Genomic DNA, 22624 nt, shown 5'->3' with positions numbered 1-22624 from the left:
CTTTCCTTTCAGATTGTGGCCGTGATGGCCGGTAACCGTGTGGCATTGCCATTCTCATCAATCTGATAGAGCACAATCTCTCCGGTTTTCAGTTCAAGGGTTATGATCTGCGACGGTGTCAGTTTCTCAAGATACATGATGAGAGCCCGCAGGCTGTTGCCATGCGCGACGATGAGAATGTTTTCTCCCCGTTCAAGTCCTGGAAGAATGGTGTCCAGATAATATGGCAGCACCCGCTCTTTCGTGTCCTTCAGACTTTCGCCACCCGGTGGAGACATCTCATACGATCTACGCCACTGGTGTACCTGTTCTTCACCAAACCTGTTTGCGGCCTCAATTTTATTCATTCCTGTCAGTTCGCCATAATCGCGTTCATTCAACGCATCGTTGCTTGAAACAGGCAGGTGTTTGCCGAGTGTTTCGACAATAATCTCAGCGCTCTCGATCGCTCGCCGCAGATGCGAGCAAAAAACCCTGTTGATCGTGTATTTTGCAGCCTGAAGGGCCAGAGCAATTCTGGATGCCTCATGACGTCCTGCCGCCGTCAGCGGCAAATCTCGCCAGCCCGTGAAGATATTATGGGCATTGCCTTCACATTGCCCATGCCTTGCCAGAACGAGAATACCCTTATGCTTCATGTCCGACCTTTCCGGATTGAATCCGTCATTGAAATATATTTTCTGGGATGTGCCCTGAGATACTGTCGTACCCATGGATGGTCGCTTCGCTCGAGTTCCCTTGGCGGAGAAAGCGCTACGATAGATCCATCCACCAGTGCGGCGACGCGATCGCAGACCGTAAAAAGTGTATCGACATCGTGAGTGACGAGCATTGCTGTCATTCCCATCGTCCTGACGATCGTATTAATGAGATCATCGATCTGTTCTGCCATAAGAGGATCGAGCCCGGTTGTCGGCTCGTCCAGCAGGAGAAGGTCAGGATCGACCGCTATCGCACGTGCAAGTGCTGCACGTTTTTGCATGCCGCCAGAAAGTTCATCCGGATATTTTTCAGACGCGTCGAGTGGCAGGCCCGAGAGGAGAATTTTTAGCCGAACCAGTTCGCTAATGGTCAGTTCCGATATATTTGTCAGCATCCTCAAGGGAACGGCGACATTCTCGACTACGGTTAGCGAGGAAAACAAGGCATTGGCCTGAAAGAGGACGCCGCAGCGTCGGTTAATCAGCGTTCGATCCTCATGTCGTGCGGCATAGATATCTTCTCCAAACAATCGAATTGTGCCGTTGACAGGCTCAAGCAGTCCCATAACTGCTCTGAGCAATAATGATTTTCCGGAACCGGAATTGCCAATAATGCCGAGAATTTCTCCGCGAGATATCGATAGAGACAGATCGCGGTGAATGATCTGGCCGCCAATAGCGGTTGTTATCGTCGATATGCTAACGACATGCTGTCTGTAATCTGATTTAGCGTCGTCCCGACTGGCGTCGTTTCCAGCTGAAACCGCGCCTTGAGGCGTTCCCTTATGCACATCTTCAATGGATGGAAATGAAGGAGTAGCCATTCATTCTCCTGCCAAGGGACAAACCCGTTCAACCCCACAAGGGGCACTGGCAGGAGTCATCAGCAACAGCGCAGTTTTCGGGAGACTCCATTCCCTGTGATCGCTAGCGATCCAATCAGAAAAATATGGCGGTTTATCAAAAACGTCAACGCACGTATTGACCCTTCTCGTGAAGCCGCGCATTATATTTGCGGGGATGGGGTTCCCCCTTTTGCAAGCTGGCCAGCTGATGACTCCTACCGTTTGGCACGACGGTAGAGATATGTCTGAACGAACCTCAATTCGCTCAATGTAACTTATCCATCGCTTGCCCGACGAACGGTCGGCCACATTGGTTTTTGTTTATTGAGGCGACGATGAAAGCGACCAAAATCCAGAATGTCGATGCACTTGAAATTCTCGATTCCCGAGGCAATCCGACCGTCCAGGTCGAGGTGACACTGCACGACGGAACGACGGGCGTAGCATGCGTTCCCTCCGGCGCATCGACGGGCCAGCACGAGGCAGTGGAACTGAGGGATCATGACACCCACCGGTATCACGGCCTTGGTGTTCTTCACGCTGTCAAAAATGTCCGCACAATTCTCGGTCCCGCTATCGCAGGGTTGGAGGCAACGCAACAAACCGATATTGATGCGATGCTCATTCACACGGATGGCACATCCAACAAATCGAAACTGGGCGCGAATGCTATTCTTGGCATTTCGATGGCTGTGGCGCGTGCAGCCGCACAATCGTTGCATCTTCCGCTCTACCATTATCTTGGCGGTCCCACCGCTCGCAGGCTTCCAGTCCCGATGATGAATGTCATCAATGGCGGTAAACACGCGGGCAACAGGCTGGACTTTCAGGAATTTATGATCGTCCCACATGGAGCGCCCAACTTCCATGAAGCGCTTCGTTACGGAGTGGAAACATTCAAGGCACTAAAGAGGACGCTCGAAAAACGTGGTCTGCCGACTGCCGTGGGCGATGAAGGCGGTTTCGCGCCTGACCTGAATAACAATGACGAAGCCTGTGACCTGATTGTTGATGCAATCGAAACTGCCGGATTCCGGCCAGGTATCGATATCTCAATAGCACTCGATCCTGCTGCCTCATCGTTTTTCAAGGATGGCAATTATCATTTCGCGTCGGGTAAAACATTGGGACGCTCAGCTCTTCTCGATCTGTATCGCCGCTGGATTGAAGTGTTTCCAATCGTATCAATAGAAGACGGGTTCGATGAAACCGATTGGGAGGGATATGTCGCGCAAACGGCAGAAATGGGCGATCGGATCCAGATCGTCGGTGACGATAACTTTGTTACAAATCCCAGGTTCATTGCCGACGGTATTCGAAAGAAGGCATCGAATGCGGCTCTGATCAAACTCAATCAGATCGGAACAGTAACGGAAACCATTGAGGCTATTGAACTGGCCCATGATGCTGGATGGCACGCTGTCGTGTCGCATCGCTCTGGAGAAACGGAGGATACGTTCATTGCCGATTTCGCGGTTGCGCTGGGGACAGGTCAGATCAAGACGGGCTCTCTTTGCCGCAGTGAGCGGGTCGCCAAATATAACCGGTTGCTGCGCATCGAGAAGGAACTCGGATCAAACGCCGAGTTTTCGAGCCCTTACCATTTTGTACAATCGGCAGTCTGAAGCGGTCCGGCAATACCAGATCAGGAGCTGATCATGTTTGAAACAATGGTCGAATTCGTCATTGGCGTCGCCGTGTTAGCACCAATGGCAATCCTGTTAAGCAATTCGGAATTGCGATCTGTCCGCATCAGGACCGATCAGCGACAGCGAGCAAGGGAGGACTGATTGATTATCAGCATAGTCCTGTGGGCGATGTTTTCCATAATCGCATGCGCAATGTGTTCGTTTATGGAAGGCGTCCTGTTAAGCGTTCGCATCACTGGCCTGATTGAACATCAGGAGGTGAAAGGTGTCCGACAGTTGCTTGCCATCAAGCAAAAGAGGATTGGCGATGCAATCAGCACCATTCTTATCATCAACACGCTTGCAGCTACGGTCGGCCCCGGGTTTGTCGGGGCCCATGCCGCGAGGGTCTGGGGCGATCTGGGAATCGGCATTACTTCCGCAGTCCTGACCGTGTTGCTCCTCTTTCTGTCAGAAATCGCACCGAAAACCTATGCCACAACCCATGCAGCGGCTTTGGCCGGGCCTGTCGGAAGAATCTTATCATTTCTGATGAAAATCTTGTGGCCTGTCTTGCTAGTTTCACGCCTGATAACGCGATGGATGAAAAGTTCAGAAGCCAGCGCAATCACTCGTTCCGGACTTGCCCGATATATTTCGAATGTTCCCTCCACAGGCGCGATCGCATCGAGTGAATCTCACGTCATCTCGCATATGTTGTTTGCCCACGAAGTGGTTCTGCAGGATATTCAGACGCCCATTGATACGGTTCTTTCCCTCGACAAGGATATGCCTGCGCATTCGTTAGTCGAAACACCTGACATATTGTCGTTTGCCCGTATTCCCTTGCATTCCGGCGACAGCAGCACATTGCTCGAATATGCTAATCAGCGGGAAGTCCTGTTTGCATTGGTTAAAGACCCTGTGAAAGACCGCAAACTCGGTTTCTTCGCACACCCCCTGCCCCAGCTTCCCGATACGCTGAAAATCAACGAAGCTATCGAATGGCTTCTAGGATCAGGCGATTCAATTGGCGGCGTCAACGCCGATGGTATCAGCACTGGGATTGTCACCTTGGAAGATTTGTTTGAAGCGCTTCTGGGCTTTGCAATCACTGATGAGACAGAAGAAGTCGCACAGCTCAGGCCCGCTATCGTGAAGATAAGAAAAGACCGGCTCGACAGTCACAAGGAACGTCGAGACGAATGGGCAGAAAAAGGCGAGCCATAATGCCGAATATCAATTTGTGAATGACGTTCGAGTGAGAGGTTATGATGATCCACAGACCTGATATGTACGGCAAGAGCATAGTCGCAATCCTGCCGCAGCGGCGCGGTGCCATTGCCTGCCTTGAGGCAGCGGATATGGCCAGCAGGGTTCTTCAGCATCCCGCAATTGAAGTGTTACATGTTCGTGTTCCGGCGATACGGAGAATATTGCCAACTGAACAGATCCTGCCCCGGGAGGTCGAGCGTGAAATAGATATGGAAGCCATCGAGGAAAGCAGGTTCCTCAAAAAAATATATGGGAACTGGCTCAACACCGTCAGCCCCAGACAATATCCGAGTTGGTCTGAAGAAGAGGGCAAATGGGAAGAGGTTTTGCCGAAATACAGCGAGCAATCAGCGCTGAACGTTATTGCTCGTCCAGCCAATGAAGATGAAAGTTACGGCAATCTGGTTATGCGAGTTTGCCTTTTCAATTTAAATACTCCCTTACTCGTCGTCCCGGCAACGTGCCGACAGAGTGACCCGCGTAGGATTATGATTGCCTGGAAGGATACCAGGCAGTCGAGAAAAGCCCTGCAAGCCGCAATTCCATGGCTCAGTCAGGCGGGTGCTGTTCGTCTGGTACGCATTGGTTCGCCACAATTGCTGGAAATCGAATGGGCTGTCAGTCAGTTGAAGGAGGCGGGCGTGAGCTGCGATACAGTGAACGCGCAGTTGCTGGTTGACGAAACAATCGGAAGCCAACTGATCAAGGAAGCCAAAAAAATGAAGGCCGACTGGATCGTCATGGGCGCATACAAATATGGGCAGACGGTAGAAAGGCTGTTTGGCGGTGTAACGGAAACTTTGCTCAGACATAGCCCAGTGCCCCTATTCATGGCCCGATAGAACACACTCATAACAACAGTGGTTTGATTGATATATAACTACTGTTTGCCACTGGTTCTGGTGTGTTCGGGACAGTACACGGTGCGGCTAATTTATCACCAGTGCAAACGTTGGGATCCGTTGGAGCATTTTATACCCGCTTTCATTTTTCCCTTGCCGCCATTGTAATGGCGGTTAGACAATCACTTTCTTCCGGCTTCGTTAGAACACTTCCAGCTAAAGTGCGAAGTGGTGCAGCGTAGGATAAGGCGATAGTATAAATATTTAGAGCGATCCCGATGACTACGTGTCGCCCCGAACCGTTTTATTTCGCTTGTAAGGCTCTCGAAAACATAACTAACAACAGAGAGCGAATAAACTTATTATAATCAGACATATCGTTAATTTGAAATAAATAATATACTTATTTAAGTTGACATTTTGATAAAAAACCACGGATTCGTGAGTTTTGTTTGTTTAAATATACCAAAATAATAAAATTATTATAATAGTATAAGAAATATTTTATTGTTTAAATTCTTTTTTATCACAAATGCGTCATCCAGGACCTAATAGCCGAAAAACCGATACACGAATTTTTCTTCCAACGCGCAGCATTTCATTGCTAGTATCAGCCTGGAGAATTCGGGAGGTTGTTATGCTAAAAATTCGTTCGACTACGTGGGTCAAAACTGTTGCTTTTGGCGTTGCCGGACTGTCATTATTGACGATATCTGCGAAGGCCGATGACGTGATTACACTGGGCGCTTCCGTACAGTTATCGGGACCGGTGGCCAATACCGGTCGCTATTATCAGGACGCCTATAATATTACTATCGACAAGATCAACACTGCGGGCGGCGTAAAGGTGGATGGCAAGCCTTATAAGCTGGCGCTAAAAATCTATGACAACCAATCGAACGTCAATCTGAGCGTGCGCCAGTACACGCAACTTGTGACCAGCGATAAAGTCAATTTTCTGCTCGGACCCTTCGCCAGTAATTTTGCGCTCGCAGATTCCGTGATTTCTGAAAAGTACCAGATTCCAATGGTTCAGGGCGGAGGTGCTTCCGATGAAATCTACACCCGCAATTTCAAATATATCTTTGGCACACTCGCTCCGGCTTCCAATTATTTCGGCTCAACAGTGGAGATGCTGAAGGAGCTGGACCCAAAGGTGACCAATGTGGCACTCGTCTATGCTGACGATTCCTTCGACGTGTCGGTCGCCGCAGGCACCCGCAAGCTTTTGAACGATGCCGGTTTCACCATCGCTGCTGATGATAAATTTGCTACCAACTCGACTGACTTCACCTCTTTGATTTCCCAAATCAAAAGCAAAAATGTCGACGCCGTGCTAGTTGCAGGCCATGAGACCGAAGTGCTCAATTTTGTACGTCAGTCAAAGAGCCTCGCATTTGATCCAAAGCTGTATTCCTTTACCGTGGGCGTACCGACGGAAGATTTTCGGAAGGCGCTCGGAAAAGATGCGGACAATGCCTTTGGCATGACCGCTTGGCTTCCCAGCGCCGATCTCAAGGACCGCTGGTTCGGTGATGCATCCAAATTCGAGACAGAATACAAAGCCCGTTTCAACTACGAGCCGGATTATCATGCCGCTTCCGGGGCTTCCGACGTTGAGGCTTTCGTGGAAGCAATTGAAAAGGCCAATTCGCTCGACCCGCAAAAGGTCCGTGACGCGTTGGCGAGCATCAAGTTCGACAGCCTTTACGGTCCCATCGCTTTCGATGAACGTGGACAGATCGACCTGCCCCAGATCGTGGTCCAGGTGCAGGACAGCAACCTGATTGAAATCCGCAGTCCCGCGGGTCAGGTCAATACGCCGAAATACCCCATGCCGGCCTGGAACGCGCGTTGATCACGCCAGCTCTGGACAGTTGCATCCGGCGAGATGCTGCTCGTCTCGTCGGTAACGCTGATGCAGTTGTTTACAGCGGTAGTTGTATTGCGGGGTTGGAATGAATCTTTTCTTACAGGTTGTCATCAACGGCATTCTTCTGGGCGGACTCTACGCCATCATGGCACAGGGTCTCGCCCTGGTCTGGGGCGTATTGAACATCGTCAATCTCGCGCACGGCACGATGATCATGCTGGGTGGTTACGTTACCTGGCTGCTATTTGCCAATTTCGGCATCGATCCATTCATCGGTGTGTTTGCAGCGGCCGCAGTGATGTTCTGTTTCGGTTATGCTTTGCAGCGCGGTATTCTCAATCTGGTCGCGCGTGGGCCAATGTTTAATACGCTGCTCATCACATTCGGCATCGAAATTATCTTCACAGACGTGGCACAACACGTCTTCTCGGCAGATTTTCGCGCCATTATTCCGTCCTATTCGGCGGTGAACTTCAATGTCGCTGGTATCACCATCCCGCTGATGAACTTGCTCGCCTTCATCGCTGCTTTCGTGGTCTCTGGCTTCATGTTCTTTTTCATGATGACAACGAAACTTGGGCGCGCCATTCGCGCCACTGCCCAGAACCTCACCGCAGCGCGGCTTTATGGTGTCGAACCACGCCATCTTTATGCGATTACGTTTGGCATCGGGGTTGCAGTTGCTGGTATTGCGGGTGGCCTTTACGCGACCGTCAACCAGCTTAATCCCTATATCGGCGTGCCGTTGACCGCCAAGAGTTTCGCCATCACTATCATCGGTGGCCTCGACAATCCGCTTGGTGTCATCCTGGGCGGGCTGATCCTTGGTGTTATCGAGTCCCTCACAGTACTCTATCTCGGCGACACTTACCGCAACGTGGTCAGCTTCGGTATTCTCGTTCTCGTGTTGATCATTCGGCCTGGTGGACTTCTGGGGAAAACGGCATGAAGCACATTCCCGTACTCCTCGCCATCATTGCCTCTATCATGGCACTAATAGCCCCGCTGTTTGCCTCCCCGATCGTGATGCAGCTGATGTTCGATGCACTCATAATCGCTACACTGGCGCAAGCCTGGAACATTATCGGTGGTTTCACTGGCTACGCTTCGTTCGGCAATTCGGTCTTCTACGGTTTGGGTGCCTACGGAGCCGGCATCGCCATGGTACAGTTCAACTTGCCCTTCTTTGCGGGAGCAACTATCGGCATCGTCGCGGCTGTAATCTTTGCGATGCTCATTGGTTTGCCGATACTGCGTCTCAAGGGCCACTATTTCGCCATCGCCACGCTGGCCCTTCCTCAGGTGATGGCCGCTATCACCGCCAATGTGCCAGTCGCAGGGGAAAATATCGGGCTGGTCCTGCCGCTTCTCAACAACGACACCTTTTTCTACGAGTCCGCATTGGTCCTTCTGATCATCGCGACTTGCGCGGTGGCTCTTTTGTCACGCTCGCGGTTCGGCTTCGGTCTGATCGCTATTCGTGAGAATGAGGAAGGTGCTGCTGCAATGGGTATCAATACTACATTATACAAGATACTGGCTTTGATGTTGAGTGGCGCTTTCTGTGCCTTGGCCGGAGCGCTCCAAGCTTATAAGGTCACCTTTCTGGATCCGGAGGCAGCTTATCAGGTACAGCTCAACGTACAGATGATCATTATGGCTGTGTTCGGCGGGGCAGGCACAATTTTCGGGCCAGTCTTCGGTGCACTTTTCCTGCAATGGGTGTCGAACTGGCTCTCCACTGCCTATACCGATGTTGCAGGCATGTTCTTTGGCATAGTCATCGTCGTCGCAGTGGTTTTAATGCCACGCGGACTGGCCGATTTATTGCGCAATCTACCCCGGCAGGGCTGGCGTTACTTTATCAATAACATAAAGGCGAATAAACTATGACCGCCCTGCTTGAAATCAAAAACCTTACCAAGCGCTTCGGGGGCCTGACTGCGGTCAACAATGTCTCTTTCACTTTGAACAAAGGAGAAATATTGGGCTTCATCGGGCCGAATGGCGCTGGCAAGACCACGGTGGTGAGTCTCGTCAGCGGTTCGATCTATCCATCATCGGGCGAAGTCTATTTCAAGGGACAGCGCATCGACACTATGCCAATGTACAAGCGTGCTCATATAGGAATTGGCCGCACTTTCCAGATCATGAAGCCTTTTCCAGGTCTCTCTGTGCTCGATAATGTCGCCGTCGGCGCCATGTTCGGACGCAAGGAAGCACATCACGGTCTTGCCGCGGCACGCGACCAGGCTCGCGCCAATCTCGACTTCGTGGGACTTGGCAATGCCGTGGATAAACGTGCCGAAGAGCTTGGAGGACCGGATCGCAAGCGGCTGGAATTGGCCAAGGCACTCGCCATGCAGCCCGAACTTCTGCTGTGTGATGAAGTTATGGCAGGGCTTAATCTGGTCGAGATCGAGGAAGTCATCGAAGTCATCCGAAAGGTTCGCAATTCAGGCGTCACCATTCTCGTGATCGAGCATGTCATGAAGGCTATCAAGAAACTGTCCGACCGGGTGATGGTGCTCCATCATGGTGAAAAAATAGCGGAAGGCAACACCGATGCGGTTCTGTCCAATCCCGTTGTGATTGAAGCCTATCTGGGAAAGAAGAGAGCATGAGCCCTCCCCGAAGCAACACCATTCTCGACATACGCAACCTATCCGCTGGCTATGGTGAACTACCAGTCATTCGTGACCTCAATCTCCATGTCAGGGAAGCGGAAATCGTGGCGTTGGTTGGTAGCAACGGCGCCGGCAAAACAACGTTCCTGCGCGCTCTTTCCCATTTGATCCGCTCGCAAGGCCAAATTGAATTTCGTGGCGAAGACGTATCCAGATCAACGTCGGAGTATGTGTTTCAGCGCGGGTTGGTCCATATTCCAGAGGGAAGGCAACTTTTCGACCGTATGTCGGTAGAAGAGAACTTGTTGATGGGCGCCTACCGTAGCAAAGATAAGGCTCGGACAAAAACTGATCTGGAAAAGGTCTATGTTCTGTTTCCTCGCCTCGCAGAAAGGCGCAAGCAGCTGGCCGGTTCCATGTCGGGTGGAGAGCAGCAGATGTGCGCTATGGGGCGAGCACTAATGGCTGATCCTGTTTTACTGTTGGTCGATGAAATGAGCCTCGGCCTTGCGCCTGTGGTCGTAGATCAATTAATGACGATCTTGCACGACATTCGCAAGACGGAGCAGGTAACCGTGCTTCTCGTAGAGCAGGATGTCCATCTCGCTTTGGACGGTGCAGACCGTGGATACGTGATGGAAACCGGTTCATTTACGTTGGAAGGCAAGGCACACGACCTTATTCACGATGAAAGGGTGCAGAAAGCATATTTGGGGTTATAGCGACATAAGCAATGATAACATGAACCAAGCTGATAGCCGACTGACCGGGGGCGGACTGTCGGGGTCAAATCTGTCGCTTATTTGCCGGACCTCGAGCTGTCAGACAGCTTCGCTGACGTGAACTGATCCGGTGGCCCAATCGCGCGATGCCGTCGTAAGTTGTGATTTGGCGGAAAAGGCCTGTAACGAAACCTCATCGGATCACGCCTGCTTACTGTCAGGCCCCGTCATAACGGTCGAGAGCGGTGGGTTCTTACAGCCTGGACTACACTCAACTGGTGGATAAGAGATTTCTCCAATAGACTGTAACCGGGTGGGGAACTTTAACTGTGACGGAGGGAGGAGCCTGTGTCCGCAAACACCAATAGTCTACCTGCAGATGACGCAATGCGTTCGCACGTGATGCGGAAGGTTGCGTGGCGATTATCGCCATTTCTGGGACTTCTTTACTTTGTCAATTATCTCGATCGCACCAATATCGGCTTTGCTGCCCCACATGGAATGAATGATGCACTTGGTCTCGATAAGGCGGCTTTCGGCTTAGCATCTGGCATCTTTTTCATCGGCTATCTCCTGCTTGAGGTGCCAAGCAATCTTGCCCTGCATAAAGTCGGTGCCCGCCGCTGGATCGCCCGCATCATGGTAAGTTGGGGCATCGTCGCCTCGGCAATGGCTTACGTGCCAAATGCCGGCACGCTCTATGGTCTGCGTTTTCTTCTGGGAATCGCTGAGGCCGGTTTCTTTCCCGGCATCATATTGTACCTGACCTTCTGGTTTCCCAAGCGCGAACGGGCCAAAGCAGTCGCCCTGTTCATGATAGCGGTACCGCTTTCGTCCGTATTCGGAGCCCCACTGTCCGCCTGGCTCATCGAGGTGGGTCATGGGACGTTGTTTGGCATGGACGGCTGGCGCTTCATGTTTCTCATGCAGGGCCTACCAGCTATTCTTCTTGGTACATGCTGCTGGTTTTATCTTACAGACCAGCCAAAAGATGCCGCGTGGCTCGAACCCGGTGAACGAGACTGGCTCCAGAAGGAAATGGATAACGAACACGCTGAAACTGGTAAGCGTTACCATTATCCCCTCTATAAAGCCCTTACGCAACCACGCATTCTCGCTCTTGCATTCGTCTATTTCGGTATTGTTTATGGTCTTTATGCCGTGGGCTTTTTTCTGCCGACAATCATCGCCGGCTTCCAGCAGACATTCAACACCAGTTACTCGGTCATCCAACAAGGTTTCATTGTTGCCATTCCTTATGTGTTCGGTGCCATCGCCATGTATTTCTGGGCCAGGCATGGCGACAAAACGCGAGAGCGTGTATGGCATGTCGCGCTGCCTGCGATAATCGGGGGCATCGCTATCCCTATCGCACTCTATCAGCAATCACCCTTCACAACGATGATTGCAGTGACAATCTGTGCGATGGGTATCTGCTCGGCCTTACCGACGTTCTGGCCTTTGCCTACTACTTTCTTGACCGGAGCAGCGGCAGCGGGCGGTATCGCTTTGATCAATTCACTGGGCAATCTGGCTGGATTTATCGGGCCATATGTAACAGGCTGGCTCGCCGACGTCACAGGATCGCCCAAGGCCGGTCTGTGGGTGGTCGGAGCATTTATGATAGCCGCGGGACTAACCGCCTTGGCTTTGAAAGCAGCTCCAGTACCCGATAATGAGCAGGCGATAGAAACTGATGCTCTTGAAGCCTAGCGACCACTTGATTGCCCCGAGTAGTGATGCGGAACTAAAGCAGAGATCCGGTGCTTTGCCAGTACCGGGTCTCCCTGATCCTGTTTACTACCCTTTCTGGATCAGCCTTTGAAGAAATCTTTCAAGTGCAGGTTTCCAAATCCCAGTATGAATCGCCTGTCTGGTATCGTATCGTCGTCTGATTAAGCTTGTAATTTCCCCAAGTAGTCCGAGCCTGCTATTGCAGAAATCTTTACGAATGTCTGAGATGGGGTGGCTTGCTGCAACGCTGGCTCCACTTGCAGATTGCCAGTCAGAATCTAGTTGCTTGGACGAACGTTTCCTCGCCCGAGCGCAATCCGCCCCCTCCAGCCGTTCAAATGGCGCAATCAACGTCTGTTTCACACCAAAAACCGCATCTCTTTCGAGAAAACCGTTTGTTTAAATCGCAACGCAGGGCGATCGACCCTGAAAGTGGTAAGAAACCTCATCTCTGATCAGCAGCGTGTTCACGCTCGCGGTTTGCGCGTTTCTGATAATCTGGAGATCCCGCTAAATAATTCGATCAAAAACATCTAGTTTAGGGTTTTATACCTCCCGGTTAGCCCCAAAAAATATAAAACTATTGCGTTGAATTAATCTGACGAGATTGAAATTGATCAAATTTGCGGACATACATCTCTTTCGACCGACCCCGGCCACCGACTGGGTTTTTATAGTCATTGGCGACGATACGGGACATGCGGGATTAGGCGAGTGCAGCTTAACAGGCCTGACAAGTATAGGTTATCTTCCCGCGCGTTACACAAGAATTCTGCCCGTAGCTTTTGGAAAGTCGACCTCATTTCATCGTCGCATCATAGTGCATCCGTGATCCTGCAACGCGGTGCTCCAGCGCGACATATTCCGCCTCACTTTGGCTGAGCCCATCGCGACGGCGGGAGAGACATGTCCGGATTTTCTTTTATCTGCTAAATGATAATTTAAAGGAGCATACTGGGTTGATCCGTTCAACACCCTACCAGTGTGCCGCCCCGGCATCCCACTCGGAGCTAAGCGTTTTCGCGGTATGAGAAGCAAGGGCGCTTATGTGCTCCGCGGAGCAACCTCGACATCGGATAATTTTTTCTTACATTATGCCTTACCAATAGTAAGGGGGGGAGCCCCATGTCGTTTTCAACCGTCACGTCGAAAGGTCAGATCACAATTCCGATCAAGGTACGCCATGACTTGGGGCTGTCCGTCGGCGACCGCATTGAGTTCATTCGCATGGAGGACGGTCACTATGCCGTCGTGCCAGCATCCGGCTCGGTGAAATCATTGAAAGGGATTGTCCCCCAGCCCGACACGCCGGTTAGGCTGGAGGACATGGACGCAGCAATTGCAAGCGGGCATACTCGCAGGTGATCGGTATCGATACGAATGTGCTTGTGCGGTATCTGGCGCAGGACGACGAAGCCCAATCGGCAGCAGCGTCACGGATCATCGATGGCCTCTCGACCGAACTGCTGGGATATATTTCCCAGGTTGTGCTGGTTGAAACCGTTTGGGTATTTGTGCGCTCTTATAAGGTGCCGCGCGCCGCCTTGGTCGAAGTAATCGAAATGCTTCTGCGCACACGCGAACTGGTCATCGAGGGCGCAGATGTTGGTTATCTGGCACTTGCAACCTTTCGCAGCAGCAATGCAGATTTTTCTGACGCGCTGATTGCACACGGCGGACGGCTTGCGGGATATCGGAAACGGTGACCTTCGACCTGCGAGCAGCTCGCGCTAAGGGAATGCAGCTTTTGGATACATAGAAAGTAACCTCCGTAATACGGTTCATCCTGAACTCATAACGATTATGATCCCCCATCAGCGTATCCGACTATGGGATAGAATAAGAGTTGCTTCCCAAAGCGGATTTCAATGAGTGCGGGCACCCCTTTCGGGTTCATCCGCACTTTTAGTGCAGCGATGGAATGCACAGATGCATTAAACCGATGCATAAGGTTGGAATCACAATTAGCTTCGTGTTGAGGTGCGAGTAGCCCCGAGATGACCCAAGCGATCATGACAGGCGGCTTGACGATCAGGCGGCGATAATGATGGAGCATTGGCCCGCCGGATAGAAACGATGGCGGACCCCACTCCCATCAATCGTTTGGCCGACATCCGCCCTCGCCCCTAATCTCAAGGCAACAGAGCGCAAGGATCTTAGATTTGAGACACCAGCTGAGATCTTTGCCTATTCTTCAAAAGAAAGGTGCTTAATCAGATAATTACACCAAGAGCAGTTTACAAATGCTACGCAAGTGCAAGTTAGAGACGCAACGGATTTTGCTCCTCATGTCCTGTTCAAATTAAACAAGGAAAGGAAGACTGGATTTCCGGATGCAAGCAGCAGATGGGAGCCGACATGTCGTGTTTGATCACGATATTGCAGAAAGAACTCAACCGGCTGAAGATCGTTCGGTAAATCAGAGACAACCATCTTGCCCCGGCGCAGGTACAGCGCAGCTTGATCTCAGTCGCCGCCAGGTTCACGGGCCTTTACAGTGCTTTGTAAAGCGAAGCTAACCGTAAGGAGAGACTGGATTCCTATGAATGTAATGAGGCACGTAGCCTCCACTCGAACGTGAATGCCATCCGCGACGGGCCGCAGAAACGCGCAACCATCGCCGAAACTGATAACACTGTTCCGGCCAATGATTTCGACAGACACCAAACATGCGCTGAACTCAATGCATAGAAATTTGCCTGCCTCCTCCGGGTTGGAATGAGGTACGAACGCTTCGGTACTGTACGTGTATGTGATATTTTTCATCATGGAAGCCGTAAGTTCCTTACGTCGCAACGTGCAGAGTGCATTTCTCCCATTACGGTCGCGAAACTGATTGCACCGTCGTCGTTGTTCTCAGACGGGAAATCTATTATCGTTTAACTACTGCTGGTCGTCACGAAAGTCAGGTGTCACGGAGCAGACCGGTTCTCGATAACATGATGACTATAGAAATCTGTTTCCCTGATCGAGCCAGTTGGGGCTAGCCATTATCGATCAGGAGCTCTTTGACAGCGCTGCAAAAACTCTCAATCTCATTCGCCTGATGGCTGGCGGTAATGGAAACCCGTAGTCCTGCTTCGCCCCTGGCTACGGTTGGAAAGAAGATAGCTGAGGCGTAGAAATTGTTCTTCAAAAGCTCCTGGGCACACCCAATAGATGTCATTTCATCGCCGATGCGGATAATGCGGATCGGCAGCGCGGAGCCCGATTGAGCTGTGGGGATCAGTCTGTCGAAAAGTGCGATATTGTCCTGCAATGCGGCCTGTCGTTGCCCTAGCTCTGAAGACTGATGGATTTCAGCTGAAGCCAGCCCAGCACCAATAGCGGCAGTATTGAGTGACGCTGAGAATGCGTGCGCAATAGCATAACGACGAAACAAACTTTCCTGGTGGGCGGTTCCAAGCATCAGCAGCCCCCCAGATGCTCCAAATCCCTTGCCTAACGATGTGACAATTATGGTTCGACCTCCAAGGTTATCGAACTGGGATCTCGCATAACCTTGCCCTTTCCTTCCGACAATGGATACACCGTGTGCATCGTCAATGTAGAGAAACAACCCGTATTTTTCTTGCAAACGTTTCAATTCATCGATGTGCGCGCTGCCCCCCATGGAGTAAACGCCATCGCAAATGTAAGCTACGCTTCGGTTTTTTTTACAGATGTCCTCAAGCATTTCATAGTCGTTGTGAGGAATCGTTTGAACGGCGGTTTCATCGGCCACTGTTTTCTTATGGTAGGCAAGGGTCGCGTGAGCAAAGCGATCGAAAACCATCGTCGGCTTTATACCGTCTGACAGATGACCAGAAGCAACCAGTGGGAGTGCGCTCATGTTGGCGGCCAAAACGCTCGTATAAGTAATAGAGCGGGCTTCGAAGAGCGTTGAAAGCACCTCTTCGAGTTCGACAAGCTGCGCGAAGTTCAGCCTTGTCCGCGCGCACGACCAGTGCAAACTACCGTTTTGTCGAACTGCCTCAATGGCTCCCGCGACAATACGTGGGTGGTTGTCCAACCCTAGATATGAACACCGGACGAAATCAACGATGGTCTCGTTGAGACCACGTAGCTGGACCTGGCGTCCTTCTCTCGGGTCGGCATAAAGTGCCATAACACCTTGAAGATGGGCAGCGTCAAAATGGGAGTCTGCAATACCGATCAACTTGGCCGTGTTGCGGACACCCGTTCCAGATAGAGCTTGAGACGATTCAAACGAATTCTTTGGCATCACATCCTCCATTGTGGTGCCAGTATGAAAACTTCCTAAATGCTTTCTCGCAACAAAGCATTTAAGAAGAATTCTCCGATATATTATTCAAAAACTTTATATTCCTATCCTTTGTGAGTTTATTGTGAAAATTCGAACGCGTATCCGGTCGTATAAACTGTTCGGATAAGGTTCTTTCCGGTCAATTTCCATAGCTGACGCCTCAGATTACCGACGTGGGCGTCTACGGTTCGCGGCTGAACATAGTGATGCGGCGGCCAACCGATTTTGATCAGTTGCTCTCGCTTCATGACCTGGCCCGGTGCGGCAATGAACCCTCGCAAAATTCGAAACTCGGTGGGTGTCAACCGAATTTCCAATTCCCCAAATCTCAGGGTCCTTTCGCTTGTCAGGATATTCAGTTCGCCAACATGGATACTGCTATGGCGATCGGACGCTAATGTTTTGCGCTCCAAAGTTGCGGTTTGCCGGTCGTGTAAAAATGACAGCACTCGCTCGGGCACGAAAGGATGAGGGAAAAATTCGTCGAATCCAGCCTGCAAAAAATCAAGAAAATTCAGCGAATTGCAAGATTGAGCCAACGCTACGAGAATTATATCCCTGGTGGTGGAATTTTGTTTAATAGCAACACAAAGCTCAAGAATGGGTTCTGTGTTCTCGCTTGTATCAAACAGTATCGCATATGGTATTGCTTCCGTTGCCAAGTTCGATGGAGCTTGCAGGCTCATGAGGCTCGGCTTATAGCCGGCAACACTGAGAATGTGACTAAGTATGAGGTAGTTCTGCGGGTTTTGTGTGCAGATCTTTACGCTAAGATTCACGGCCAGCATTCTCCGTCGATATCAATGTTGCGACATAAATTATCAAAATTATAAAGAATTTTAATAACAATTCTTATCAGGTCAATATTTATGTGAATATTTATACGCTAGTAGAAATTTTGTTCACTTTTTTGTTATACCAAAACGATGCATAAATATTTAACATGACGTACGGTGGATAATGACCACACCGGGATTTCACATCCTTGAACCTTCGAGCTTGTCCTTCAGGGCTGCGTTCATTCGTGCGTTGTTCCCACACCGCAGGCTGACTGCTTTCGCTTGTGCGGGTAAAATTTACAGTTCAGCCCGCTCCGAAGATATCAAGGCGCCGGCACTGAAACGGTCCGGCGTATCCTTGCGTACTATCGCGATGTTCAACCTCGAACCCACATATTCCAACTCTGCAGCAACTTCCTGGCATTCTCGTTGATCCATTTGGCATCTGGAACCACGACGATATCTCGAACTTGTGTTGCTGTTGGCATGAAGCGCTTGGTTTCCTCGGACATCATTGCAATTGCCTCGGTGCTCGGCGGCGTACAGGCCAAGACATCGCACGCCTTGGCCTGCGCGGCCGGATTATCAAGCCAAAAAGCTATAAGTTTGAGGGCATTTTCGCGATTTGGCGCTCCTCGCACGAGCGCAATGCGATCGCCAACCAAGAACGATGCTTCATAGGACCAACCAATCGGGAGGCCTTCAGTTTGCAGTGCACGTGCACGGGTAAGCCAGATTTGACCGAGCGCGTATTCGTTGTTTCGAAATCCTTGTACACTTTGATCGCCACTCTTCCACCATAACGAGACGGCGGGACGGATTTCATCCAGCTTTTTGAATGCTCGGTCGATATCGAGTGGGAAAAGTTCGTCACGTGTCACACCGTCAGCAAGCAAGGCGGCAGCCAATACGCGCCAGGGATCATCAAAATTCGGGAATGCTCGACCTCCGGGAAACTCGGCTGTATTCCACATATCAGCCCATGTCCGCGGTTCCCGCTGGTCTTCCTTTTCTTTTCGGTAGACGAGCAACGTTGCGGTTGACTGGAGCAAAGCACCGCCTGGCGCACAAGCGTTCGCCGCCAAATCGGGTCGTTTGGCGAATGCCTTACAAAACTCGCTGAGATCTTCGGTTACGTGTCGGTGAGCTTCCGATTCCGATTGGATTTCTCCATCGAGATAAAGATCCCATGAAACGTTTCCTGCTTTGACCATTGCTGAGGCTTTCGCCCGCATCTCCGAATTGGTTGCGGACACAATTTTTACGCGGATCCCCGTCTGCGCTGTAAATGGATCAAACCAGGCTTCCTTTAGTGCGCGATCATACGCCCCTCCCGTCGATGCGATCACGACCTCGCTGGCCGATGTCGTGCTAGCGTACCCGCTTATTGCAAGCGTTATCGTCGCGACGGCCGTGGATCGACGGGCGAATTCGGCCACTTTATGAAGTGTCATAATTATCTCCCCTTTTCTCAGTTTTGCTTGGAACGTGACAGTACGAACGACAGTGCAATAAGGCACATTGACACCAGGACAACCATGGTGGAGGCGGCTGCAATGGTGGGTGTCAGATTAAAGTCTATGTCTTCAAACATCTTTCTGCCGATCGTCTTGCCGCTGATGTCCGAAATGAAGAACGCGACAGTGGCCTCATCAAATGAGGCCAGAAAGGCGAAGACGAATCCGGCCCCGATACTTGGTGCGATTATCGGCAAAGTGATGTGGAAAAACGCTCTGCCACGCCCTGCTCCGCAGTTCAGGGCGGCAAGCTCCAATGCTGGATCAAAACGCTGCAGAGCCGCGACTACGGTAATCATCACGAATGGAACCGACAGGACAGTGTGACTAACCAGAAATCCTGAAAAGGTTCCGGTCAATTGATGCGGTGCAAAAACCAGATAGAGGGCGACACCCAGTACAATATGCGGAACGATCATCGGGCCGATCGTCAGTACCTGGAACACCCCTTTGAAGGGTAGCTCGCCTCTGACAAAGGCGAGAGCCGCCATGGTTCCCACAACGGTGGAAGTCACGGCTGTCGCCAAGGCGATTTTCAGGCTGAACCATGTTGACGCCATCCAGTCAGGATCGCCGAAATAAGCAGCGTACCATCTCAACGACAAACCTTGCGGCGGGAATTGCAGATAATCCGTCTGGCTGAACGACATTGGAACTATGATCAATGTGGGTAGAATGAGAAACAACAATACGATGCTCACGAAGAAGGCCGCGAACAGTTTCCAGGCGAGATTACCCATGCGCCCTCCCTTCAGTGACATTCTTGAAGTCCCGATCTCCGGCCTCGAACTGATTGTAGAGAACTGATTAATGGACACTTGCGAACCCCTTATTGAGCGCCAGTACTCGCCGGAAGCATGCGACAAAAATAATTGTCATGCCGAGCAACACGGTAGAAAGAGCAGCAGCAAAGGGCCAATCGAGTGTCACAGTGGTCTCCTGACCGATCAGCGTTGCCATCAACATCGAATCCGGCCCTCCAACCAGAGCGGGCGTTATGTAAAAACCGAGCGCCAAAACAAAGCACAATGTGGCGCCGGCAAATATCCCGGGAAGACACAAAGGAAACGTGACGACGAAGAAAGCCTTCCACGGACTTGCGCCAAGGTTAAGAGCAGCTCGATCGAGGTCCTTGGGTATAGCTTTGAGCGCCGCATAAATGGGCAATACAACGAAAGGCATCAGAACATGTGCCATCGCCAGCGTCACCGCTCCTTGCGTGTAAAGAAGCTTGAGGGGCTGCTCGGTCAAACCGAAAGCGCTGAGAACCCCATTCACAATCCCGTTTCGCTGCAACAGGACAATCCAGGCATAGGAGCGAACTAGAACCGAAGTCCAGAGCGGAATGAACACACAAATCGCCGCTATAATCCCGGCAAGCTTTCCCGCTCTTGCCATGACCAAAGCGACAGGAAAACCGAGCACGCAGCCAATGGCGGTTACAGCGACCGCAACGCCTACTGTGGAAGCCAGGACATCGAGATAAAGACTTCCCTCTACGATGCGTCCATAGCTTATTGCGTCGTCCGAAAAACTGAGCGCGATGAGTCGACTGATCGGATACATAAAGCCAACGACCAATAGAAATAACAATGGTAACACCAGAAGCCAGGATGTTAGCGGAGGATATTGGTGTGCGGATCTTCCCTGAAGGAATGTGCCCAGACTGGAAAACGAGGAACTCATGCCGCCAACCTCGTCTTAAGGTCGAAAGTCAGGAGTGAGAGGGTATCAAAGCTTACACCGACGCGGCTATTCCTTTGAAACGCCGGTGAAGATGCCGTTGCAGGTAATTGGACACGAAGGTCGATATTTGGAAAAGCGTCAAGTCGGACAAAGACGACAGTGCTCGAACCGATGAAGACGGACGCCTCGATCGTACCGGACAGTTGTCCCCTACTCTGACCGGAAGAGATACGAACATGTTCCGGCCTCATTGCCATCCTGATATCGGAACCGATAGATTTGTGTGCCAGTTGGGGATGAAGTTGTGGATCCACTTCCACAGCAACACCCTCTGAGATATCAAGAATGCACTTGCCGTTTTCATTGCCGCGATAAGTTGCCGGAATAAAATTGATAGACCCAATGAAGTCAGCAACGAAGGTGCCGTTCGGTTCATTATAGAGTTCTGACGGAGTACCAACCTGCTGGACGCAGCCATCATGCATTACCACGATGCGGTCGGACATGGTCAACGCCTCTTCCTGGTCGTGAGTGACGTAGATTACTGTTGCAGCGAGATCTTCCTGAATGCGCTTGATCTCAAACTGCATTGCCTCTCGCAATTTCTTGTCGAGGGCACCGAGCGGTTCATCCATCAAGATGACGGGAGGAGAAAAAACTAACGCACGGGCGACGGCCACACGCTGTTGTTGTCCACCAGACAACTGGTTCGGATAACGGTCCGCGAAGTCATTGAGACGGATCAGTTCAAGCATCTCATCGACGCGTGTCTGGATCTCTTTCTTCGAACCCAGCCGACGCATTTTCAGTGGAAACGCAATGTTCTGCCGAACCGTCAGATGGGGGAACAGCGCATATTTCTGGAACACCATACCGATATTACGTCGATTGGGCGGGAGCGTGGTTATATCTATGCCGCCCACCAGAATCCTGCCGTTCGTCGGTTGTTCGAAGCCGGCGATCATGGTGAGCAAGGTTGTTTTGCCGGAACCAGACGGTCCAATTATGGAAACGAATTCGCCTGCCCGGATGTCAAGCGTGGTTTCATGGACAGCCCAGGTTTCGCCAAATCTTTTCTGAACGCCAGCAAGCATTAATTTCTGACCGATCAATCTTTCCTCCTCCGTAAACCACGTTGGTATCTGTGCACGTGCATTCGGTCTCGACGCAAAAAACATCGTTGACGTTCCTGACGCATAGGCGTGCCTATCCAGCAACCGCGTGACTCCACGAGTACGCGCTGCTAAAACCTAGAATGACGCGACAAAATCTTTGCAAAAACTTTACATGGTCATTTTGTTGCATCATAAATTTGGTATGTCAACAGGGATTGCGACTTAAATGAGTACAACAAAATTGCCGGATCTCACCAATGAGGGGCAGGCACCCAGTCTTGGCGACGTGGCGTACCGCGAAATGAAAGAGCGGCTGATACGAGGTGAATACAAGCCTGGCAAGAAGCTTACAGTCCGAGCCGTAGCCGAGGATCTCGGATTCAGCTCAACTCCTGCGCGGGACGCGATCAACCGTCTCACCGGTGAAGGCGCACTGGTCTATTCGGGACCAAAAACCGTAATCGTGCCGGTTTTAAACGAAGACAGCTTGCGCGAGATCACGCTCATTCGGCTTGCCCTGGAAGGGCTGGCCGCACAGCTTGCAGTAAACTCGGTTACCGATGAAAACATTGAAAAACTTAAGGATATTCAGAGTTATATAAACGACGCGCTGGACCGGCGCGCTTACGATACGGTTTTGCGGCACAACAAGGATTTCCATTTTCATGTTTATGGAATGGCCGGAATGCCTCGGCTTTTATCCATGATCGAGGGGACCTGGCTCAGGGTTGGCCCATCTCTTTACGATCTCTATCCGGAGTTTGCCGAAGAAAAATACGGGGTACGAAACCACCAGATAGCCATTGAATCGCTGGAGGACAAGGATGGTGCATCCTTGCGCGCCGCCTTCGAGAACGATATTCGGGATGGCTATCGGCGCTTGCGGCAGGCGGCGCGAGCACGCTCGACGATAAGATAGATTTTTGTTGTATGGGCTTGACCTTTCACATTTTTGTTGCAACAAAATTGTATAGGCAACGCAATAGCGTTAGCTGAAGCGCGTTTAAAAGGCC

At 51.2% G+C, this 22624-nt stretch carries 20 protein-coding genes and 2 riboswitches; of the genes, 12 read left to right on the top strand and 8 right to left on the bottom strand.

Annotated elements, in window-relative coordinates; all coding sequences use genetic code 11:
- Positions 1-8 precede the first annotated feature (8 nt).
- Both FHW03_RS19560 and FHW03_RS19555 read right to left on the bottom strand, forming a co-directional pair.
- Entirely contained in the window at positions 9-638 is a 630-nt protein-coding gene (locus FHW03_RS19560) for a 2,3-bisphosphoglycerate-dependent phosphoglycerate mutase (RefSeq protein ID WP_182522138.1), read from the bottom strand.
- Positions 635-1525: an ATP-binding cassette domain-containing protein gene (locus FHW03_RS19555; protein WP_182522137.1), complete on the bottom strand. Its 891-nt coding sequence runs from the start codon at positions 1523-1525 to the stop codon at positions 635-637. Before FHW03_RS19555 ends, FHW03_RS19560 begins: the two co-directional genes overlap by 4 nt.
- 43 nt (positions 1526-1568) lie before the next feature.
- Positions 1569-1629, bottom strand: a riboswitch (Fluoride riboswitch).
- 79 nt (positions 1630-1708) lie between these two features.
- A riboswitch (Fluoride riboswitch) is annotated at positions 1709-1771 on the top strand.
- A gap of 110 nt (positions 1772-1881) precedes the next feature.
- Here FHW03_RS19555 and eno point away from each other — a divergent pair.
- The 11 genes from eno to FHW03_RS19500 all read left to right on the top strand — a co-directional run bounded on the left by eno (position 1882) and on the right by FHW03_RS19500 (position 13953).
- Positions 1882-3171: a phosphopyruvate hydratase gene (gene eno / locus FHW03_RS19550; protein ID WP_182522136.1), complete on the top strand. Its 1290-nt coding sequence runs from the start codon at positions 1882-1884 to the stop codon at positions 3169-3171.
- 165 nt (positions 3172-3336) lie between these two features.
- Positions 3337-4404 carry a CNNM domain-containing protein gene (locus FHW03_RS19545; RefSeq protein WP_182522135.1) on the top strand — a complete coding sequence of 356 codons (1068 nt, stop codon included), beginning with the start codon at positions 3337-3339 and terminating at the stop codon, positions 4402-4404.
- 41 nt (positions 4405-4445) lie between these two features.
- Positions 4446-5291, top strand: a complete 846-nt coding sequence (locus FHW03_RS19540) for a universal stress protein (protein WP_182522134.1) — start codon at positions 4446-4448, stop codon at positions 5289-5291.
- A gap of 637 nt (positions 5292-5928) precedes the next feature.
- Positions 5929-7149 (top strand): amino acid ABC transporter substrate-binding protein, encoded by a 1221-nt coding sequence (locus FHW03_RS19535; RefSeq protein WP_182522177.1) that lies wholly within the window; start codon positions 5929-5931, stop codon positions 7147-7149.
- 100 nt (positions 7150-7249) lie between these two features.
- On the top strand, positions 7250-8113 hold the full coding sequence (locus FHW03_RS19530) for a branched-chain amino acid ABC transporter permease (protein WP_061348227.1): 864 nt from the start codon (positions 7250-7252) through the stop codon (positions 8111-8113).
- Positions 8110-9057 carry a branched-chain amino acid ABC transporter permease gene (locus FHW03_RS19525; RefSeq protein WP_182522133.1) on the top strand — a complete coding sequence of 316 codons (948 nt, stop codon included), beginning with the start codon at positions 8110-8112 and terminating at the stop codon, positions 9055-9057. The genes FHW03_RS19530 and FHW03_RS19525 overlap by 4 nt, the downstream gene beginning before the upstream one ends.
- Positions 9054-9788 (top strand): ABC transporter ATP-binding protein, encoded by a 735-nt coding sequence (locus tag FHW03_RS19520; RefSeq protein ID WP_061348229.1) that lies wholly within the window; start codon positions 9054-9056, stop codon positions 9786-9788. The genes FHW03_RS19525 and FHW03_RS19520 overlap by 4 nt, the downstream gene beginning before the upstream one ends.
- On the top strand, positions 9785-10513 hold the full coding sequence (locus tag FHW03_RS19515) for an ABC transporter ATP-binding protein (protein ID WP_182522132.1): 729 nt from the start codon (positions 9785-9787) through the stop codon (positions 10511-10513). The genes FHW03_RS19520 and FHW03_RS19515 overlap by 4 nt, the downstream gene beginning before the upstream one ends.
- Before the next feature lie 348 nt (positions 10514-10861).
- Complete coding sequence (locus FHW03_RS19510; RefSeq protein WP_235813570.1) at positions 10862-12226, top strand: MFS transporter; 1365 nt, start codon at positions 10862-10864, stop codon at positions 12224-12226.
- A 1146-nt stretch (positions 12227-13372) separates the two neighbouring features.
- On the top strand, positions 13373-13612 hold the full coding sequence (locus FHW03_RS19505; RefSeq protein WP_182522131.1) for an AbrB/MazE/SpoVT family DNA-binding domain-containing protein: 240 nt from the start codon (positions 13373-13375) through the stop codon (positions 13610-13612).
- Positions 13609-13953 carry a PIN domain-containing protein gene (locus tag FHW03_RS19500; RefSeq protein ID WP_377515258.1) on the top strand — a complete coding sequence of 115 codons (345 nt, stop codon included), beginning with the start codon at positions 13609-13611 and terminating at the stop codon, positions 13951-13953. The genes FHW03_RS19505 and FHW03_RS19500 overlap by 4 nt, the downstream gene beginning before the upstream one ends.
- 1277 nt (positions 13954-15230) lie before the next feature.
- On the opposite strand, the gene FHW03_RS19495 is transcribed toward FHW03_RS19500, so the two are convergent.
- From FHW03_RS19495 to FHW03_RS19470, 6 genes are all read right to left on the bottom strand, one after another.
- Positions 15231-16472: an aminotransferase class I/II-fold pyridoxal phosphate-dependent enzyme gene (locus FHW03_RS19495; RefSeq protein ID WP_182522130.1), complete on the bottom strand. Its 1242-nt coding sequence runs from the start codon at positions 16470-16472 to the stop codon at positions 15231-15233.
- Between the two features lie 119 nt (positions 16473-16591).
- Complete coding sequence (locus FHW03_RS19490; RefSeq protein WP_377515256.1) at positions 16592-17302, bottom strand: winged helix-turn-helix domain-containing protein; 711 nt, start codon at positions 17300-17302, stop codon at positions 16592-16594.
- A 368-nt stretch (positions 17303-17670) separates the two neighbouring features.
- Positions 17671-18747 (bottom strand): ABC transporter substrate-binding protein, encoded by a 1077-nt coding sequence (locus tag FHW03_RS19485; protein WP_182522129.1) that lies wholly within the window; start codon positions 18745-18747, stop codon positions 17671-17673.
- Between the two features lie 17 nt (positions 18748-18764).
- On the bottom strand, positions 18765-19550 hold the full coding sequence (locus FHW03_RS19480) for an ABC transporter permease (protein ID WP_182522128.1): 786 nt from the start codon (positions 19548-19550) through the stop codon (positions 18765-18767).
- A 67-nt stretch (positions 19551-19617) separates the two neighbouring features.
- A complete protein-coding gene (locus tag FHW03_RS19475; protein WP_182522127.1) occupies positions 19618-20496 on the bottom strand; it encodes an ABC transporter permease in 879 nt (292 codons plus the stop codon).
- On the bottom strand, positions 20493-21608 hold the full coding sequence (locus FHW03_RS19470; protein WP_182522126.1) for an ABC transporter ATP-binding protein: 1116 nt from the start codon (positions 21606-21608) through the stop codon (positions 20493-20495). The genes FHW03_RS19475 and FHW03_RS19470 overlap by 4 nt, the downstream gene beginning before the upstream one ends.
- A gap of 229 nt (positions 21609-21837) precedes the next feature.
- On the opposite strand from FHW03_RS19470, the gene FHW03_RS19465 reads away from it, so the two are divergent.
- Positions 21838-22530, top strand: a complete 693-nt coding sequence (locus FHW03_RS19465; RefSeq protein WP_182522125.1) for a GntR family transcriptional regulator — start codon at positions 21838-21840, stop codon at positions 22528-22530.
- Positions 22531-22624 lie beyond the last annotated feature (94 nt).

This window comes from Ochrobactrum sp. RH2CCR150, assembly GCA_014138095.1.
GTDB classification, from domain to species: domain Bacteria; phylum Pseudomonadota; class Alphaproteobacteria; order Rhizobiales; family Rhizobiaceae; genus Brucella; species Brucella gambitense.
Note: the sequence above shows the minus strand (reverse complement) of the source record. Positions and strands in the feature narration are given on the sequence as shown.

What these genes read in the sequence shown, in the direction of transcription:
- FHW03_RS19560 (WP_182522138.1), bottom strand. Translation starts at nt 638, where the DNA reads ATGAAGCATAAGGGTATTCTCGTTCTGGCAAGGCATGGGCAATGTGAA.
- FHW03_RS19555 (WP_182522137.1), bottom strand. Translation starts at nt 1,525, where the DNA reads ATGGCTACTCCTTCATTTCCATCCATTGAAGATGTGCATAAGGGAACG.
- eno (WP_182522136.1), top strand. Translation starts at nt 1,882, where the DNA reads ATGAAAGCGACCAAAATCCAGAATGTCGATGCACTTGAAATTCTCGAT.
- FHW03_RS19540 (WP_182522134.1), top strand. Translation starts at nt 4,446, where the DNA reads ATGATGATCCACAGACCTGATATGTACGGCAAGAGCATAGTCGCAATC.
- FHW03_RS19535 (WP_182522177.1), top strand. Translation starts at nt 5,929, where the DNA reads ATGCTAAAAATTCGTTCGACTACGTGGGTCAAAACTGTTGCTTTTGGC.
- FHW03_RS19530 (WP_061348227.1), top strand. Translation starts at nt 7,250, where the DNA reads ATGAATCTTTTCTTACAGGTTGTCATCAACGGCATTCTTCTGGGCGGA.
- FHW03_RS19525 (WP_182522133.1), top strand. Translation starts at nt 8,110, where the DNA reads ATGAAGCACATTCCCGTACTCCTCGCCATCATTGCCTCTATCATGGCA.
- FHW03_RS19520 (WP_061348229.1), top strand. Translation starts at nt 9,054, where the DNA reads ATGACCGCCCTGCTTGAAATCAAAAACCTTACCAAGCGCTTCGGGGGC.
- FHW03_RS19515 (WP_182522132.1), top strand. Translation starts at nt 9,785, where the DNA reads ATGAGCCCTCCCCGAAGCAACACCATTCTCGACATACGCAACCTATCC.
- FHW03_RS19505 (WP_182522131.1), top strand. Translation starts at nt 13,373, where the DNA reads ATGTCGTTTTCAACCGTCACGTCGAAAGGTCAGATCACAATTCCGATC.
- FHW03_RS19495 (WP_182522130.1), bottom strand. Translation starts at nt 16,472, where the DNA reads ATGCCAAAGAATTCGTTTGAATCGTCTCAAGCTCTATCTGGAACGGGT.
- FHW03_RS19490 (WP_377515256.1), bottom strand. Translation starts at nt 17,302, where the DNA reads ATGCTGGCCGTGAATCTTAGCGTAAAGATCTGCACACAAAACCCGCAG.
- FHW03_RS19485 (WP_182522129.1), bottom strand. Translation starts at nt 18,747, where the DNA reads ATGACACTTCATAAAGTGGCCGAATTCGCCCGTCGATCCACGGCCGTC.
- FHW03_RS19480 (WP_182522128.1), bottom strand. Translation starts at nt 19,550, where the DNA reads ATGGGTAATCTCGCCTGGAAACTGTTCGCGGCCTTCTTCGTGAGCATC.
- FHW03_RS19475 (WP_182522127.1), bottom strand. Translation starts at nt 20,496, where the DNA reads ATGAGTTCCTCGTTTTCCAGTCTGGGCACATTCCTTCAGGGAAGATCC.
- FHW03_RS19465 (WP_182522125.1), top strand. Translation starts at nt 21,838, where the DNA reads ATGAGTACAACAAAATTGCCGGATCTCACCAATGAGGGGCAGGCACCC.